16 protein-coding genes, 1 tRNA gene and 1 pseudogene are annotated in these 15708 nt (G+C 65.7%); 6 read left to right on the top strand and 12 right to left on the bottom strand.

Annotated features, from left to right (window positions below; all coding sequences use genetic code 11):
• Positions 1–47 precede the first annotated feature (47 nt).
• From msrA to epsC, 3 genes are all read left to right on the top strand, one after another.
• Positions 48–572 carry a peptide-methionine (S)-S-oxide reductase MsrA gene (msrA, locus tag ACFRAH_RS20965; RefSeq protein WP_377992840.1) on the top strand — a complete coding sequence of 175 codons (525 nt, stop codon included), beginning with the start codon at positions 48–50 and terminating at the stop codon, positions 570–572.
• 67 nt (positions 573–639) lie between these two features.
• Positions 640–1575: a cysteine synthase A gene (gene cysK, locus ACFRAH_RS20960; RefSeq protein ID WP_377992839.1), complete on the top strand. Its 936-nt coding sequence runs from the start codon at positions 640–642 to the stop codon at positions 1573–1575.
• Between the two features lie 41 nt (positions 1576–1616).
• Positions 1617–2201: a serine O-acetyltransferase EpsC gene (epsC, locus tag ACFRAH_RS20955; protein WP_377992838.1), complete on the top strand. Its 585-nt coding sequence runs from the start codon at positions 1617–1619 to the stop codon at positions 2199–2201.
• 18 nt (positions 2202–2219) lie between these two features.
• On the opposite strand, the gene ACFRAH_RS20950 is transcribed toward epsC, so the two are convergent.
• Together ACFRAH_RS20950 and gndA are read right to left on the bottom strand one after the other, a co-directional pair.
• The gene (locus ACFRAH_RS20950) at positions 2220–3053 is read right to left on the bottom strand and encodes an oxidoreductase (protein WP_377992837.1); all 834 of its coding nucleotides are present in this window, start codon (positions 3051–3053) and stop codon (positions 2220–2222) included.
• A 117-nt stretch (positions 3054–3170) separates the two neighbouring features.
• Positions 3171–4607 (bottom strand): NADP-dependent phosphogluconate dehydrogenase, encoded by a 1437-nt coding sequence (gndA, locus tag ACFRAH_RS20945; RefSeq protein WP_377992836.1) that lies wholly within the window; start codon positions 4605–4607, stop codon positions 3171–3173.
• A gap of 241 nt (positions 4608–4848) precedes the next feature.
• On the opposite strand from gndA, the gene ACFRAH_RS20940 reads away from it, so the two are divergent.
• Entirely contained in the window at positions 4849–5589 is a 741-nt protein-coding gene (locus ACFRAH_RS20940) for a FadR/GntR family transcriptional regulator (protein ID WP_377992835.1), read from the top strand.
• A 9-nt stretch (positions 5590–5598) separates the two neighbouring features.
• Here ACFRAH_RS20940 and ACFRAH_RS20935 read toward each other — a convergent pair whose 3' ends face one another.
• Genes ACFRAH_RS20935 through ACFRAH_RS20925 form a run of 3 tightly spaced genes read right to left on the bottom strand, consistent with a single transcriptional unit; the run spans position 5599 to position 8380 of the window.
• Entirely contained in the window at positions 5599–6684 is a 1086-nt protein-coding gene (locus ACFRAH_RS20935; RefSeq protein WP_377992834.1) for an L-idonate 5-dehydrogenase, read from the bottom strand.
• A complete protein-coding gene (locus ACFRAH_RS20930; protein ID WP_377992833.1) occupies positions 6684–7454 on the bottom strand; it encodes an SDR family oxidoreductase in 771 nt (256 codons plus the stop codon). Before ACFRAH_RS20930 ends, ACFRAH_RS20935 begins: the two co-directional genes overlap by 1 nt.
• A complete protein-coding gene (locus tag ACFRAH_RS20925) occupies positions 7451–8380 on the bottom strand; it encodes an NAD(P)-dependent oxidoreductase (RefSeq protein ID WP_377992832.1) in 930 nt (309 codons plus the stop codon). Before ACFRAH_RS20925 ends, ACFRAH_RS20930 begins: the two co-directional genes overlap by 4 nt.
• An 80-nt stretch (positions 8381–8460) precedes the next feature.
• Between ACFRAH_RS20925 and ACFRAH_RS20920 the strand changes: the two genes are divergently transcribed.
• Positions 8461–9525 carry a D-2-hydroxyacid dehydrogenase gene (locus tag ACFRAH_RS20920; protein ID WP_377992831.1) on the top strand — a complete coding sequence of 355 codons (1065 nt, stop codon included), beginning with the start codon at positions 8461–8463 and terminating at the stop codon, positions 9523–9525.
• Between the two features lie 191 nt (positions 9526–9716).
• Here the strand turns inward: ACFRAH_RS20920 and ACFRAH_RS20915 are convergent, their stop codons facing one another.
• From ACFRAH_RS20915 to ACFRAH_RS20885, 7 genes are all read right to left on the bottom strand, one after another.
• A complete protein-coding gene (locus tag ACFRAH_RS20915) occupies positions 9717–11066 on the bottom strand; it encodes an MFS transporter (protein WP_377992830.1) in 1350 nt (449 codons plus the stop codon).
• 127 nt (positions 11067–11193) lie between these two features.
• Positions 11194–11991: an IclR family transcriptional regulator gene (locus ACFRAH_RS20910; RefSeq protein ID WP_377992829.1), complete on the bottom strand. Its 798-nt coding sequence runs from the start codon at positions 11989–11991 to the stop codon at positions 11194–11196.
• A 349-nt stretch (positions 11992–12340) separates the two neighbouring features.
• Positions 12341–12631 (bottom strand): hypothetical protein, encoded by a 291-nt coding sequence (locus ACFRAH_RS20905; RefSeq protein ID WP_377992828.1) that lies wholly within the window; start codon positions 12629–12631, stop codon positions 12341–12343.
• 135 nt (positions 12632–12766) lie between these two features.
• Positions 12767–12842: transfer RNA gene (locus ACFRAH_RS20900), tRNA-Val, on the bottom strand.
• 72 nt (positions 12843–12914) lie between these two features.
• Complete coding sequence (locus tag ACFRAH_RS20895; protein ID WP_377992827.1) at positions 12915–13853, bottom strand: NAD-dependent protein deacetylase; 939 nt, start codon at positions 13851–13853, stop codon at positions 12915–12917.
• 16 nt (positions 13854–13869) lie between these two features.
• Positions 13870–14373: a peroxiredoxin gene (locus ACFRAH_RS20890; protein ID WP_377992826.1), complete on the bottom strand. Its 504-nt coding sequence runs from the start codon at positions 14371–14373 to the stop codon at positions 13870–13872.
• A complete protein-coding gene (locus ACFRAH_RS20885) occupies positions 14370–14789 on the bottom strand; it encodes a DUF3052 domain-containing protein (RefSeq protein WP_236803745.1) in 420 nt (139 codons plus the stop codon). Before ACFRAH_RS20885 ends, ACFRAH_RS20890 begins: the two co-directional genes overlap by 4 nt.
• A gap of 341 nt (positions 14790–15130) precedes the next feature.
• Between ACFRAH_RS20885 and ACFRAH_RS20880 the strand changes: the two are divergent.
• A pseudogene (locus ACFRAH_RS20880) lies at positions 15131–15708 on the top strand (pyruvate dehydrogenase (acetyl-transferring), homodimeric type); the annotation flags it as partial.

Here is a 15708-nt window from a genome sequence, read left to right as displayed (position 1 = left end):
AGGTGGGCTGCGGGAATCATTGGCGCGCGTGAACCATTGAAGAGGACATGAAAACTTTTGTGCTTGGCGGGGGCTGCTTCTGGTGCCTGGACGCCGTCTACCAGAAAACGAAGGGCGTCACGTCGGTGGTTTCGGGATACACCGGCGGCCACGAACGCCACCCCGACTACTACTCGGTCTGCTCCGGCACCACGGGGCACGCGGAGGTGGTCGCCGTGACGTTCGATGAGGATGTCATCCCCGCCGAGGTCATCCTGGACATGTTCTTCGCCCTGCACGACCCCACCACGCTCAACCGGCAGGGATACGACGTCGGCACACAGTACCGCTCGTCGATGTTCTATGAGACCACCGAGGAAAAGATCCTCTTCGAGGAGGCGATCGAACGGAACCAGCCGCTGTGGTCCCGGCCGATTGTGACCGAGGTCAGCCGGCTCCCGGTTTTCTATCCGGCAGAGAACATTCACCAGAACTACTACGCCAAGTTCCCGGAGCAGGGGTATTGCCAGGTCATCATTAACCCGAAGCTGGCCAAGGCGCGGAAATATTACTCTGCATGGCTTAATGCGTAGCAGGGGCGCTTACCCCATCGTTAGGCTGGCCAAAGTATTCCCTCCTGAGAGATAGGCGCAAGTACACATGGCACGGATCTACGACGATGTAACACAGCTGGTGGGCGGCACCCCACTGGTCAAGCTCAACCGCCTGACCGAGGGCCTGGACGCCACCGTTGCGGTCAAGCTTGAGTTCTACAACCCGGCCAACAGCGTCAAGGACCGCATCGGCGTCGCAATCATCGACGCTGCTGAAAAGTCCGGCGCACTGAAGCCCGGCGGAACCATCGTCGAAGGCACCTCCGGCAACACCGGCATCGCCCTGGCCATGGTGGGCGCAGCCCGCGGCTACAAGGTCATCCTGACCATGCCGGAAACCATGTCCACCGAGCGCCGCGTCATGCTCCGCGCCTTCGGTGCCGAGATCGTCCTGACCCCGGGCTCCGAAGGCATGCGCGGTGCCGTGGAAAAGGCCCAGGAGATTGTGGCCAACACCGAAAACTCCATCTGGGCCCAGCAGTTCGCCAACGAAGCCAACCCGGAGATCCACCGCAAGACCACCGCTGAGGAGGTCTGGGCGGACACCGACGGCAAGGTTGACATCTTTGTCTCCGGCATCGGCACCGGCGGCACCATCACCGGCGTCGGCCAGGTCCTCAAGGAGCGCAACCCGGACGTCCAGATCGTGGCCGTGGAACCCAAGGACTCCCCGATCCTCAACGGCGGCGCCCCCGGCCCGCACAAGATCCAGGGCCTCGGCGCCAACTTCATCCCGGAACTCCTGGACACCAACGTCTACGACGAGGTCCTGGACGCCACCCTGGAGGACTCCGTGGCTGTGGCCCGCGAACTCGGCATCAAGGAAGGCATCCTGGGCGGCATCTCCTCCGGCGCCATCGTTTGGGGCGCCCTCGAACTGGCCAAGCGCCCGGAGAACGCCGGCAAGCTGATCGTGGCGGTCGTCTGTGACTTCGGTGAGCGTTACATCTCCACCGTGCTCTATGACGACATCCGGGGCTAGGCCTTAGCCAGCCGCTTTCCGTTTCCTGTAGAAAGATCTTTGTGGGTTTCTTCGCAAGACTTAAGGAAGACCTCGACGCCGCCCGGTCACACGACCCGGCGGCTCGAGGTTCTTTTGAGAACTTTTTCGCCTACTCCGGGCTGCACGCCATCTGGGCACACCGCCTGACGCACAAGCTGTGGCAAAACCCGGCCACGCGGTTCCCCGCGCGGCTCATCTCGCAGCTGACACGCTTCCTGACCGGCATCGAGATCCATCCCGGCGCCACCATCGGACGACGCTTCTTCATCGACCACGGCATGGGCGTGGTCATCGGCGAAACCGCCGAGATCGGCGAGGACGTCATGATCTACCATGGCGTCACCCTCGGCGGCCGCTCCCTCGCCAAGGTCAAGCGCCACCCCACCATCGGGGACCGCGTCACGATCGGGGCGGGCGCCAAAATCCTGGGCCCGATCATCATCGGCAACGACAGCGCCGTGGGGGCGAACGCCGTCGTGGTTAAGGACGCTCCGCCCGAGTCCATCATCACTGGCATCCCGGCAAGCTGGCGGCACCGCGATGCGCAGCGGGAGACCAAGCCAGCTGTGGACCCGGCAGAGTATTACATCGAGTACCGGATCTGACGGCCTGAGGCCTGGACCTCAGCGGGCGATGCGTTTCAGCACCGCCGTCACCGCCAGGTCATAGACCCGGTCGGGCAGGAAGCGCCGCAGCGCCGTGATGGCGCCGGCGCCCCTGCCCACCGGGTACCGCGTCCGGGGGCGCACCGCCGTGGCCGCCTGAAGCACCGCTCCTGCGACGACGTCGGGCCGGGTGGACGTTTCCAGCCTCCCCGTGGATGCCAGCACCGCCGCCATCTCCCTGGCCTGGGCCGCGTACGGTCCGCCGGCTGAGCTGGCCAGCAGCCCCTCGGCGGCAATCCGCCCCCACTCCGTGACAGTGCTGGCGGGTTCGATGATGGCCACGCCGATCCCGTGCGGCTTCAGTTCCAGGCGCAGCGAATCGCTCAGGCCCTCCACCGCGAACTTGGTGGCGTGGTACCACGTGCCCAGCGGCTCATAGAACTTGCCTCCGATGGAGGAGATGTTGATGATCCTGCCCCGCCCGGCGGCACGCATCGCGGGCAGGACCAGCTGCGTCATCCGCGCCAGGCCGAAGACGTTCACGTCGAACTGCCGCCGGCCCTCAGACAGCTCCATCTCCTCCAGCGCACCGAACGAGCCGAAGCCGGCATTGTTCACCAGGACATCGATCCGGCCCTGCTCGCGGACCACCGTGGCCACCAGGCCCCGCATGGAGCCCTCGTCCGTGACATCCAGCGGCAGGACCCTGATCCCCTGCGCCCTGAGCGGCTCCATCCTGTCCACCCGCCTGGCACCGGCGTAGACCGTGAACCCGTTGGCGCTCAGCAGCTTGGCCGACTCGAATCCGATCCCTGTGGAGGCTCCGGTGACAATCACAACAGGCTGGGACATTCGGCACTCCCGGGGACGGATCGGCGTCGTCGTGAAAGACGGCCGGACACACGAACGGCCGGCACCCCCAGAGTATCCGGGAGGGCCGGCCGTTCCTGCGCTACAGGGAGGGTGTGGCTAGTGGGTGTCCACTGCCTCGACCTCGGACTTGTCCTCGCCCCACAGGGTGTGGAACGTGCCTTCGGCGTCGACGCGTCCGTAGGTGTGGGCACCGAAGAGGTCGCGCTGGCCCTGGATCAGGGCAGCGGCGACGCGCTTGCGGCGCAGGCCATCGTAGTAAGCCAGCGACGACGAGAAGACCGGAACCGGGATGCCCAGCTGGACGGCGACGGCAACCACACGGCGCCATGCCGGCAGGGCCTCGGCGATGGCCTTGGTGAACGCCGGAGCGAACAGCAGGTTGGCCGGCTTTTCGTCGGCAGCGTAGGCCTTGGTGATGTCCTTGAGCAGCTCGGCGCGGATGATGCAGCCGGCGCGCCACAGGGATGCAATCTCGTCCAGCTTGAGGTCCCAGCCGTATTCCTTGGCAGCGGACGTCAGCATGTCCAGGCCCTGGGCGTAGGAGACCAGCTTGGAAGCGTACAGTGCCTGGCGGACGTCCTCGACGAAGGTCTCGGGGATCTCCACGGTGGCCTCGTTGCCGGCCAGCAGCTCCTGGCCCAGCTTGCGCTGCTCGGACTGGGAGGACAGTGCGCGGGCGAACACCGATTCGGCGATGCCGGAAACCGGCGAGCCCAGTTCCAGTGCGGAGATAACCGTCCAGCGGCCGGTGCCCTTCTGGCCGGCGGCGTCCACCACGACGTCGACAAACGGCTTGCCGGTCTTGGCGTCCACGTGGCCCAGGACTTCAGCGGAGATTTCGATCAGGAAGGAGGAGAGGTCGCCCTTGTTCCATTCAGCGAAGATCTTGGACTGCTCGGCGGGCTCGATGCCGGCGCCGGAGCGAAGGAGGTCGAAGGCTTCGCCGATGACCTGCATGTCGGCGTATTCGATGCCGTTGTGGACCATCTTCACGAAGTGGCCGGCACCGTCGGTACCGACCCAGGCGCAGCAGGGTTCGCCGTCGACCTTGGCGGAGATCTTCTCCAGCAGCGGGCCCAGGGCCTTGTAGGACTCCTTGGAACCGCCGGGCATGATGGACGGGCCGTTGAGGGCCCCTTCCTCACCGCCGGAAACACCGACGCCTACGAAGTGCAGGCCCTTGCCGGCCAGCGCAGCCTCGCGGCGGCGGGTGTCCTCGTAGTGCGAGTTGCCGGCGTCGATGACGATGTCGCCCTCTTCCAGGAGCGGAACCAGCTGGTCGACGACGGCGTCAACGGGAGCGCCTGCCTTGACCATGATCAGGACGCGGCGGGGCTTTTCGAGCGAGTTGACCAGTTCCTCAAGGGATTCGGTCCGGACGAAGTCGCCCTCGTGGCCGTGCTTTTCGAGCAGGGCGTCGGTCTTGCCGACCGAGCGGTTGTGCAGGGCAACCGTGAAGCCGTTGCGGGCAAGGTTGCGGGCCAGGTTGGCACCCATCACCGCGAGGCCGGTGACACCGATGTGTGCTGACATCAAAAACTCCAATTCAGTGTGTGCAACGAGTGTGCAGTGGGTCCCGCATGGGCTGCGGAACCCACTTCAGAAAAGCAGGTTGTGAATAAAGCATATATATTCGCGGTCGAGGGCGAAAGCGTGTGACCACTCCTTGGACGCCGATCGCGCCATAACGAGTCTATGATGCGCCGCTCCGGCCGCGTCCAGGGTGCCTGGGTGCGGGGCAACAAAGCCTCCCGGCCCGATTATGCTTACCACTATGTCAACCAGCCTCCACCACCGTGCCGTCGAGCACCTGGGTACCAGAATCGTCGACGGCAGCCTCCCGCCAGGACACGTAATGCTGGCGGAGCAGCTGGAGGACGAACTGCAGGTATCCCGGTCCGTGATCCGCGAAGCTGTCCGCGTGCTGCAGTCACTGGGACTGGTGGAGACCACCAAACGCGTCGGCATCAAGGTCCTGCCCGCGCACCGCTGGAACCCGTTCGACCCGCTCGTGATCCGGTGGCGGCTGGCCGGGGACGGGCGCGGCGCCCAGCTGCGTTCCCTCGCGGAACTCCGCTCCGCCGTCGAGCCCGTGGCCGCCGAACTCGCGGCGGCCAATGCGCCGCAGGAGCTGCGGCAGGAGCTGCTGGACGTTGCCCTGGCCATGCGCGACGCCGGCCAGGCCGGCGATGTGCCCCGCTTCCTGGAGCTGGACATCCAGTTCCACTCCCTGCTGCTCAGCGGCTCCGGCAACGAGATGTTCGCCAACCTTGTGGGCCAGGTGGCCGAAACCCTCACCGGCCGCACTGTGCACGGCCTCATGCCGGACCGCCCCAGGGACCTCACGCTGCAGTGGCACCTTGACGTGGCCGAAGCCATCTTCGACGGCCACGCATCGGAGGCCCGTGAGGCGTCCAGCAGGATCATGCGCCGCACCATCTCGGAAATGGAGCCGGTGTGGGTTGAGCAGCCGAGGGTCTTCGTTCCGCTGCAGCGGCGGGCGCAGTCCGCGTAGCCCGTACTTTCACCCTCCGAAGTTGAGGAGGACTTTGCCGGATTGGGCGGAGTTGCGGGCGGTGTCGAACGCTTCGAGGGCGTCGGTGACGGGGTAGTCGTGGGTGATGACCGGGTCAATGTGCAGGGATCCGTCGGCGAGGGCGGTGATGACCTCGTCGATTTCGTCGTTGAACCGGAACGAGCCCTTGAGGTCCAGTTCGCGGGTGATGGCCAGGGAGATCAGGACCGGCTGGGGCCCGGTGGGCAGCAGCCCGACCATGACCACGGTCCCGCCCCGGCCCGCACCGGTGATGGCGGAGGCCAGGCCGTGGTGGTTGCCGGAGGATTCGATCACGACGTCGGCCTGAACCGCGGCGATCGCGTCGGTGTCGGCGGCGTTGAGGACCTCGTCCGCGCCCACCGCCGTGGCGATCTCCAGCGGCTTGGCGTGCATGTCGACCGCGACGATCCGGCCCGCCCCGGCACGCTTGAGCACAGCCACGGTCAGCGCCCCGATCGGGCCGGACCCGATCACGAGGGCCGTTTTGCCGGCCACGTCCCCGGCCCGGAACACCGCATGCCACGCCACAGACGCCGGTTCGATCAGCGCCGCGGTCCGCAGGTCCAGGGTTCCGGGCAGGGCACGGAGCATCCGGACCGGCAGGTTCACGTACCGGCTGAACGCCCCGTCCGTGTGCGGGAACCGCGCCGCGGAGCCCAGGTACGTGCACCCCGGGGACAGGTTCGGCCGCTCCTGCGGGTACTTCACCGTCCCGTCACCGGGTCCCGGGGTGGCCGGGTGCACCGCCACCGGCGTCCCCGCAGCCGGCCCGGACCCATTGGACGCGGCCTTGACGACCCGGCCTGAAATCTCATGGCCCAGCACCAGCGGGGCCTTCAGGATCGACTCCCCCGCCGCGCCGTGCAGCCAGTAATGCAGGTCCGACCCGCAAATCCCCCCGTACAGGACCTCCACCACCGCCTCATCAGCGGCCGGCTCCCTGACCGGGAGCTCATCGATCCGCAGGTCCCCCTTGCCGTGCGCGACCACCGCCGGACCCGACACCGGAAGCGCCGTTTCCACTGCCGCCGCTGTTTCTGTTGTGCGTGTCATCAGACCACCACCGTCATTCCGCCGTCGATAAAGATCGTCTGCCCGTTCACGAAATCAGACCCCGCCGAGGCCAGCCACACCGCCGGGCCCGCCAAATCCTGCACCGTGCCCCACCGCGCCGCCGGGGTCCGGCCCAGGATCCAGGAATTAAACTGCTCATCGTCCACCAGGTTCTGCGTCATCTCGGTATGGATGTACCCCGGCGCGATCCCGTTGATCTGCAGCCCCGACCCCGCCCACTCCGCGGTCATCGCCCGGGTCAGGTTCCGCAACCCGCCCTTCGCCGCCACATACGGGGCGATCGTGGGCCGGGCCAGGTCCGTCTGCACCGAACAGATATTGATGATCTTCCCGTGACCGCGGCCAATCATGCGCCGGGCCGCCGCCCGCCCCACCAGGAACGCACTGGTCAGGTCCGTGGAGATCACCCGCTCCCAGTCCGCGACATCCAGCTCCAGCATCGGCACCCGGTGCTGGATCCCGGCATTGTTCACCAGGACCTCCAAAGGACCCACATGCTCCTCCACCCACGCCACACCGGCCGCGGCCGCGGCATCATCGGTGACATCAAACGCCACACTGTGCACCCGGCCCGGCGCGTAATCAGCAGCCATCACCGCCTCCGCCGCCTTCAACCGCTCCGGATTAACACCGTTCAACACCACCGTCGCCCCCGCATCAGCCAAACCCCGCGCCAACGCGTTACCAATCCCCCGGCTCGAACCAGTCACCAAGGCAACCCGCCCGGTCAAATCAAAAAGTGAAGTCATGAAACGGTCCCGTCTGCGGCGCTCATGGCGCCGGGTCTGCTGAGGTTGGAAATGGTTTGCCGCACAACGGCCAGGTCCTGGTCGCCCAGGCCCTGCCGCTTCAGTTCGGCATAAAGCTCGATGCCGGCCCGCGCCATCGGAACGGCAGCCCCCGTAGCGTCGGCCGACTCCACCACGAAGGACAGATCCTTGTGCATGAACTTCGCCGGGCCGGTGGGGGCGTAGTCCTTCCGGACAATCCGCGGGCCCACCTGATCCAGTACCCGGCTTCCGGCGAGGCCGCCGGACAGGACCTCGTAGAGGGCCGCAACATCGACGCCCGAGCGCTCGGCGAGCTCGGCGGCTTCGGCGAGTGCCGCCGTCGTGGTTCCCACCACCAGCTGGTTGCAGGCCTTGGCCAGCGATCCTGCGCCGAGCGGCCCCAGGAGCCTGACGGTGGTGCCCATGGCATCGAAGAGCGGAAGCAGGCGGCGGAAGTCGGCCTCATCGTCCGCGCCGGCCATGATGGCCAGGGTGCCGTCCATGGCTCCCTTCGTCCCGCCGCTGACGGGCGCGTCCACCACCGCGGCGTTGCCTGCACTGGCTTCCTGGACCTTTTGCCCGAAGGCCCTGACCGCGGCAGGGGAAACGCTGCTCATGACCACTACAGCCGTGCCGGGAGCCGGTGGAGACGATTGCCAGCTCGAAAGCAGCCCCGTAGCAGCGTCCTCGATGAAGGCGAGGTCCGGCAGCATGAAGACGATGACCGGCTCGTCCCTGAGCTGTTCAACACTGTCAGCGGGCGATCCGCCGAGTTTACGGAATTCCTCGAGCGCGCCCGGCGAGCGGTTCCACGCTGCTACGGCCCAGCCCTTCTTCACCAGGTTCGCCGCCATCGGCGCCCCCATCAGGCCCAGGCCCACGAAGCCTGCCTTCGGTCTATCCATCTGCAATGCGCCTCACTTCGTTGTGGTCAAAGATTGGTTAATCCGTCGAAATCTGTTCAGTATTCTAGCCCCCATTCAGTATGATGAACAGCATGACGACTGAAACCACCGTCGCGATCGCCGTCCCGCTCGAAGCCGAGTTCGTGGAACGCATCCGCGCCGTAGATCCCTCCGTGACCGTTCTCTACGAACCCGACCTGCTGCCGCCCGAGCGGTTCCCGGCAGACCATGCCGGCGACCCCGACTTCAAGCGCACGCCCGAGCAGGAAGAGCGCTACTGGGAGATGCTGGGCAAGGCCGATGTGCTGTACGGCTTTCCGAACGAGAGCCCGGCTGGCCTGGCGCGGATCGCGAAGGAAAACCCGCGTCTGCAGTGGATCCACGCGATGGCGGCAGGGGCCGGCGGAGCAGTCAAGGCCTCCGGGCTCGACGCCGGGACCCTGAACAAGTTCAAGGTGACCACGTCCGCCGGCGTGCACGCACTGCCCCTCGCGGAGTTTGCGGCACTGGGCATCCTCAACGGCTTCAAGCGCACCGCGGAGCTGGCCCAGGACCAGGCCGCAAAGGTGTGGCCGGAGCTGCGGATACCCACCAAGCTGGTGAACGGGTCCACCCTGGTGGTCACGGGACTTGGCGAAATCGGGCTGGAAACCGCCCGCATCGCCCGCGCACTCGGCATGAAGGTCAGCGGAACCAAGCGCTCCGTCGAGCCGATCGACGGCATCGAGGAAGTCGTGGACAACAGCGGCCTGGCCGGCCTGCTCTCCTCGGCTGACGCCGTCGTGAACACGCTGCCGGGAACCCCGTACACGGAGAAGCTCTTCAGTCGCGAGGTGTTCGCGGCGATGAAGCCCGGCACGGTGTTCGTGAACGTGGGCCGCGGAACCGTGGTGGACGAGGACGCGCTGCTCGAGGCGCTGGAGAACGGCCAGGTGGCCTACGCCTGCCTGGACGTGTTCGCCGTCGAACCGCTGCCGCAGGACAGCCCGCTCTGGAACCACCCCCGCGTTATGGTGTCGCCGCACACCTCGGCCCTGAGCGCAGCCGAGAACCGACTGATCGCAGAGCGTTTCTGCAGCAACCTCAGGACGTTCCTCGACGGCGGCGAACTCCCCCACCTCGTGGACACGGTGCACTTCTACTAAACGTTCCACCAAACCGCCTGCCGCGCGAACGCTGCAGAGCCAACACCGGAGAGCCGGGCACCCCAGGGTTGCCCGGCTCTCCTGTTGCGCCCCCAAACCGGAGCGCGAACGTACACTTGCGGCCCCTCCCTTGTTGTCGGGAGGGGCCGCAAGTGTACGTTCGCGCTGTGTGGCTTCTGGAAGAGTGCCTGCTAGCGGGCGTCCGCGATGTCGACCAGGTCACGGCCCTTGGTTTCCGGCGTGAAGAAGGTGCTCACGAAGGAGATCAGTGCGAGGACCAGTGAGTAGATCGCCAGGACCAGCCACGAGTAGCCGGTGGCCGCCAGCAGGGCCGCCCCCACCAGCGGAACCAGGCCGCCGGCCAGCACGGCGGAGAGTTCGCGGGCCATGGCAACACCGGTGAAGCGGTACTGGGACCCGAACAGTTCGGGCAGCAGGGGGCACTGCGGTCCCAGCATGGACTGCACGCCGAGGGCAATGCCAACCACCATGACCATCCATACCAGCGTGACGTTGCCCAGCGTCACCAGGTAGAAGGCCGGGAAGGCGATGACGGCCTGGAACAGGGCCCCGTAGCGGTAGACCGGAACGCGGCCAAAGCGGTCGGACAGCGCACCGAAGGTGACCACCATTAGGGCGGCGAAGCCGGCAGCGATCAGGAGACCGACCGGGCCGATGAATTTGTCACCGGGAAAAACACCCGCCGGGGCTGCCAGGAATGCAACCAGCAGCGCCGAGTAGATGGATGAGTTTCCGTTCTCACCCATGCGCAGGCCGATGCCCACCAGGACGTTCTTCTTGGAGTGCTTCCAAAGCTGCCCCACCGGGTTCTTGACGACGTTCTTGTGCTTCTCCAGCTCCTGGAACACCGGGGTTTCCTTGAGGCGCAGGCGGATGAAGACCGCAATCGCGATGAGGATCACGCTGGCCAGGAAGGGCACACGCCAGAGCCAGCCCTCCAGGACGGCCTTGTTGGCGGTTGCGATGAGTGCGAATGTGCCGGCACCCAGGAGGGTGCCCAGCTGGATTCCCACGAACGGCAGGGAAGCGAAGAAACCACGACGGCGGGGCGGGGCCACTTCCGAGATCAGCGTCGTAGCGCCGGCCTGCTCCGCGCCGGCACCGAGGCCCTGGACGATCCGGAGGATCACCAGGAGCACCGCGCCCAGCATTCCTGCCTGCTCGAAGGTCGGCAGCAGGCCGATCGCGAAGCTTGCCGCTCCCATCAGGCCAATGGTCAGGATCAGCACCATTTTCCGGCCGAACCGGTCTCCGATGTAACCGAAGACGATCCCGCCGAAGGGCCGGGCAGCGAAGCCTACGCCGTACGTGGCGAAGGATGCGATCAGCGCACCCTCATCGCCGAGCGGCTTGAAGAACAGCGGCCCGAAGATGAGCGCCGACGCCAGGCCGTAGATGTAAAAGTCGTAGTACTCCAAAGCGGAGCCTACGGAGCTGGCAAGCGTTGCCCTCCGCAGCTGTTCCGGTTCGACGACGGCGCCGTCCGCATCAGCCAGCGGTGAATCAGTACGAGTTGTCACTAGCACTCCCTCAAAGACACCAGGCCCCCGTTGGCCTGGTGAGTAGTGACAACACTGTTGCGTCGATCACTATGTTGAACAGAGTACAACATGTTGAACGACTCGCCAATAGTGCCGCAATATTCGCCTAGCCCATGGGGTTACCAAGGGATCTCGCCAGCTCGTTCAGCTCCTTGACCATCTGCGCGCCCTGCTCCTGCGAGTACGTCGCCTTCAGCGCGGTAACAGACAGGCCGAGGCTGGGGCCGTGCGCGCCATGGGTGGGTACAGTCACGGCAAGGCACACCACGCCCGTGGTGGATTCCTCGTCTTCAAACGCGTAGCCCTGCTCGCGGATCTGCTCCAGTTGGGCTTTCAGCTCCGCGCCCGTGCGCAGTGACTTGGGCGTCAACACAGGGAGCTCTTCGTCGTCCGCGAACATCGCATCAATGTCGTGGTCATGAAGCCTGGCGATCAGGGCCTTGCCCACGGCGCACAGGGAGACCGGCATCTTGTCGCCGATATTGGAGGTCAGCCGGACGGCCGGGTGGCCCTCGTAGCGTGCCAGGTAGATGACGTTGGTGCCGTCCAGCATGGCGATGCGCACGGTTTCCCCGGACAACGTGGGCGCCTGCTCGCAGAAACGGTAGAACTCCTGGACCTCGTCCAGCCGGCTCAGGTAGGCGGCGCCCAACTCCACGAGCTTGCGCCCCAGTGTGTATTCGGCGCCCTGCCTGCTGATGAGCCTGGCCTCCTCGAGGGCCAGCAGGAGGTTGGAGGTGGAGGATTTGGGGATTCCGAGGTCCCGGGCGAGGTCGCTAAGCGTGAGCCGCCCAGTGGCGGACGCCGCAAGCGACTCCAGGACGGCGGCAGCCCGCGTCACGGCCGGCGCCGGGGACGCGCTGCCCAGTCCGTCACTGGCTTTGGGGGTGCGGGAATCGGCCATGATTCTCCTTTTCGATACGCGCTCGGACAGCGGGGGTCGTCAGGTTGCATCGCGCACGAATCCCGGCGACGATGCCAATACCGTCCAGTCAACTGAACACCTACCATCATACTGGCTGGTTGGCGGCTGATGAAGGCCAGTTGGATTCAACCGCCGGCGAACGGAGAGCGGCGCCCCGCCACTTCGGAGCGCCACTGCTGTTAATGGTTTCGTGTTTCCGAAAGTTCACGGTATATTCAATGTCAAGCCTTCCACCGCGGCATCCCCCAATAGTCGCGGTGGAAGGCTTATCCAATTCCCGGGGCTAACCAGCTTCGCGAACTGGTCCAGTTTTCGCGATCCCCCGTTCTCAGGCCGCATCCGCCACGGCGCTCCGCAGCCGCCACCCGCCGCCAAGTCCGTCGCGGATGATCTCCATGGTGGTCAGCGCCGATCCGGCATTCCGCCCAAGCCTGGCCTGCAGCCGCCACACCTCGACGTCCACGCGGCTGAGTCCCAGCGGCATCCGGCGCTCCGCCTCCCACCAGCTGACGCGTTCAAACCACCGGAGCGGTTCCGCGCCCACGGTCCACTCCTGGCCGCCGCGGATGACGGCCCCCGGCTGCCCGTCGGCAGCAGTCCTCACAAGTACGTGTTCCATGCCCGCAGGCTACGGCCGGGCTCAGACATTTTCCGGAGAGGATTGCGGCACGGGCACAGCGGCCGCTTCGGGATGCGCCGGAAACACAAAACCCCGCCCGACCAAGCTCAAAGCCATGGCCAAACGGGGTTTTCGTGGTGGGTCCTACCGGGATCGAACCGATGACATCCACGGTGTAAACGTGGCGCTCTACCAGCTGAGCTAAAGACCCAAATGACGGGTTTTCGCACCGAAGCGCTCCAACCAACGAACATAGACTCTACCTGAACAGTGCCAGCAAACGCTAATCGGGCGTGCCTGCGGACGGCGCCGGCAATTCTTCTGCCAGCCAGGCGAGGGACTCGCCGACGCCGGCTTCAAGTTTGATCGTGGCGAGGTCGTCGCCGCGTGTCTGGCCACGGTTGACGATCACCACGGGTTTTCCCTGCTTGGCGGCATGACGGACAAACCGCAGTCCGCTCATGACGCTGAGTGAGGAACCGGCAACAAGCAGGGCGCCGGCCTCATCCACCATGGCGTAGGCACGTTCCACGCGCTCCTTGGGGACGTTTTCACCAAAGTACACAAAGTCCGGCTTCAGGACGCCGCCGCACGCGGGGCAGCAGGCAACCGTGAAGCTCCGGATGAGGCGCAGGTCCTCGACAGTGGCATCTGCGTCCGGCGCCATCTCAACAAGGCCGGACTTCATGGCATGGTCAAGGAAGTCCGGATTCAGCTCTTCCAGAACCTTGGCAAGCAGTTGCCTTGAGTACGTGCGGCGGCACTCCAGGCAGATCACCTGGTCAAAACGTCCGTGCAGGTCCACCACGTTAACACTGCCGGCGTCCTCGTGGAGCCTGTCCACGTTCTGGGTGATCAGTCCGGTCAGGAGTCCGCGCTGTTCGAGGACGGCGACGGCGGCATGGCCGGCATTGGGGCTGGCCCGCCTCAGGTGGGACCAGCCGATGTGGTTGCGCGCCCAGTAGCGCTGCCTGTTGGCAGCATCAGCGACGAACTCCTGATAGGTCATGGGTGAGCGCGGAGGCGAATCCGGCCCGCGGTAGTCCGGGATGCCAGAGTCGGTACTTAGTCCGGCACCGGTCAGAAGCGCCAGCGGCAGGCCGGCCAGCAGGTCACGGATCCCGCCCAGCACAACGAGGTCCCCGATGGATGACTCGGCGCGCTGGGCGGGAGGCAGACTGGCGAAGCCTGTCAGGCCGATGCCTGTCCGCCGCTGGTCCATGGGCCGGCCCTGACGCCTAGGCCTGGGCCAGTTCTGCCAGCACGCGGCGGTATTCGGCGAGGTCACGGGCCTGGCCCCGCGGATTCACCACGACGTACCGGACCATTCCGGCGGCGTCGATAATGAACGTTCCCCGCCGTGCCATGCCGGTTTCGGCGTCGAACACGCCGTATTGTTCTGCGACCGCGCCGTGGGGCCAGAAGTCGGCCAGCAGGCTGAAGCCGTAGCCCTCCTGCTCGGCATAGGCGCGGAGGGAAAACTTGCTGTCCACCGAGACAGCCAGCACCTCGGCGTCGGCATGCTCGAAGACGGCGAGGTTGTCCCGGATCTCACACAGTTCGCCGGTGCAGATGCCGGAAAACGCGAAGGGGTAGAAAACCACCACCACGTTGCGTCCGCGGAAGTCGGAGAGCCGGACGGGTTCGCCGAACTGGTTAACCAGGGTGAAATCCGGCGCCTGCTGCCCTGCCGCGGGCACTCCCGCCAGATCTACTGATGCGACGGCGGCCTGTCCGGTCACTTGTTCTTCCTGGTCACCAGGCGCGTGGCGCTCCAGTCCTTGGAAACGCCCGCTGAGGTGGTGCAGTGCAGCCCGGCGGTGGGCGCGGCGTCCTGGATATCGGAGGGCGAAACATATCCGGCACGGCCGGACTTGGGTGTGAGGACCCACACCACTCCGCCTTCGGTGAGGGTGGTGAGCGAGTCGACCAGCGTGTCCACGAGGTCGCCGTCGCCGTCGCGCCACCAGAAAATCACGGCGTCGACGACGTCGTGATCATCCTCATCCAGGAGCTCTGACCCCGTCAGGTCCTCTATGTCATCACGCAAGTCGAGATCGACGTCGTCGTCGTAACCGAACTCCTGAATCAGATCCCCGTCCTTGAAACCCAATTTTTCCGCCACATTTACCGAAGTGGCGGCGTCGGCCTCGCTCACGTGTTCCTCCTATGCATAGTGATTTCGATTACTCCAAGCCAACACCCTTTGGGCCCGGGCTTCAAGCTACGTGCGCCGCGGTGCGGCTTATTGTGCTTCACACAACAAGTATGACGGTCAAATAGGGCAGGGGGTTCAGGTGCGGCTACGCATCGGCAGGCCGTCGGAGCTACAGTGACTGTTGACAACTATGCCTAGAGGGGCGACCGCCCCGGACAATTAGGCAGTCATACACACGAGATAGAACCCTGCCCGGCGCACATGACCGGGCTGTTGTAACCGATATGACGCACACGACGCGTTCACGCCGGGCAGCTACCCTGCCGGACCTGAGTGCGCCGATGAATGCGCGCAAAGAGAGGTTGGACGTGGCTGCAGGAGAAGATACCTCCCATATCCTCAGCGGGTTGACTAACCAGCTGCCTGATCGTGATCCGGAAGAGACCGCCGAGTGGGTTGAGTCCCTGGATGCGCTGATCAGGGAACAGGGCACGGAGCGTGCCCAATACATCATGCGCAGTCTCCTGCAGCGTGCCGGCGCGCAGAGCGTCGGGGTTCCGATGGTGACCACCACGGATTATGTGAACACGATCCCGGTGGACCAGGAAGCGCAGTTCCCGGGCAACGAGGAGTTCGAGCGCCGGTACCGGGCGTACATGCGCTGGAACGCCGCGGTGATGGTGCACCGGGCGCAGCGGCCCGAGATCGGGGTCGGCGGGCACATCTCCACCTACGCCGGCGCCGCGACCCTGTACGAGGTCGGGTTCAACCACTTCTTCCGCGGCAAGGACGCTCCCGGCGGCGGGGACCAGGTGTTCTTCCAGGGCCACGCGTCCCCGGGCATGTACGCCCGGGCGTTCATGGAAGGCCGGCTTTCCGAGGAGGACCTGGACGGGTTCCGGCAGGAAAAGTCGAAGGA

Origin of the sequence: Arthrobacter sp. NPDC056727 (assembly GCF_042790555.1) — a bacterium.
In the GTDB taxonomy this organism is placed as follows: domain Bacteria; phylum Actinomycetota; class Actinomycetes; order Actinomycetales; family Micrococcaceae; genus Arthrobacter.
This window is presented reverse-complemented; position numbering and strand designations above follow the sequence as displayed.

Coding starts and splice junctions, on each gene's coding strand:
- msrA (WP_377992840.1), top strand. CDS start 48: ATGAAAACTTTTGTGCTTGGCGGGGGCTGCTTCTGGTGCCTGGACGCC.
- cysK (WP_377992839.1), top strand. CDS start 640: ATGGCACGGATCTACGACGATGTAACACAGCTGGTGGGCGGCACCCCA.
- ACFRAH_RS20950 (WP_377992837.1), bottom strand. CDS start 3,053: ATGTCCCAGCCTGTTGTGATTGTCACCGGAGCCTCCACAGGGATCGGA.
- gndA (WP_377992836.1), bottom strand. CDS start 4,607: ATGTCAGCACACATCGGTGTCACCGGCCTCGCGGTGATGGGTGCCAAC.
- ACFRAH_RS20940 (WP_377992835.1), top strand. CDS start 4,849: ATGTCAACCAGCCTCCACCACCGTGCCGTCGAGCACCTGGGTACCAGA.
- ACFRAH_RS20935 (WP_377992834.1), bottom strand. CDS start 6,684: ATGACACGCACAACAGAAACAGCGGCGGCAGTGGAAACGGCGCTTCCG.
- ACFRAH_RS20930 (WP_377992833.1), bottom strand. CDS start 7,454: ATGACTTCACTTTTTGATTTGACCGGGCGGGTTGCCTTGGTGACTGGT.
- ACFRAH_RS20925 (WP_377992832.1), bottom strand. CDS start 8,380: ATGGATAGACCGAAGGCAGGCTTCGTGGGCCTGGGCCTGATGGGGGCG.
- ACFRAH_RS20920 (WP_377992831.1), top strand. CDS start 8,461: ATGATGAACAGCATGACGACTGAAACCACCGTCGCGATCGCCGTCCCG.
- ACFRAH_RS20910 (WP_377992829.1), bottom strand. CDS start 11,991: ATGGCCGATTCCCGCACCCCCAAAGCCAGTGACGGACTGGGCAGCGCG.
- ACFRAH_RS20905 (WP_377992828.1), bottom strand. CDS start 12,631: ATGGAACACGTACTTGTGAGGACTGCTGCCGACGGGCAGCCGGGGGCC.
- ACFRAH_RS20895 (WP_377992827.1), bottom strand. CDS start 13,853: ATGGACCAGCGGCGGACAGGCATCGGCCTGACAGGCTTCGCCAGTCTG.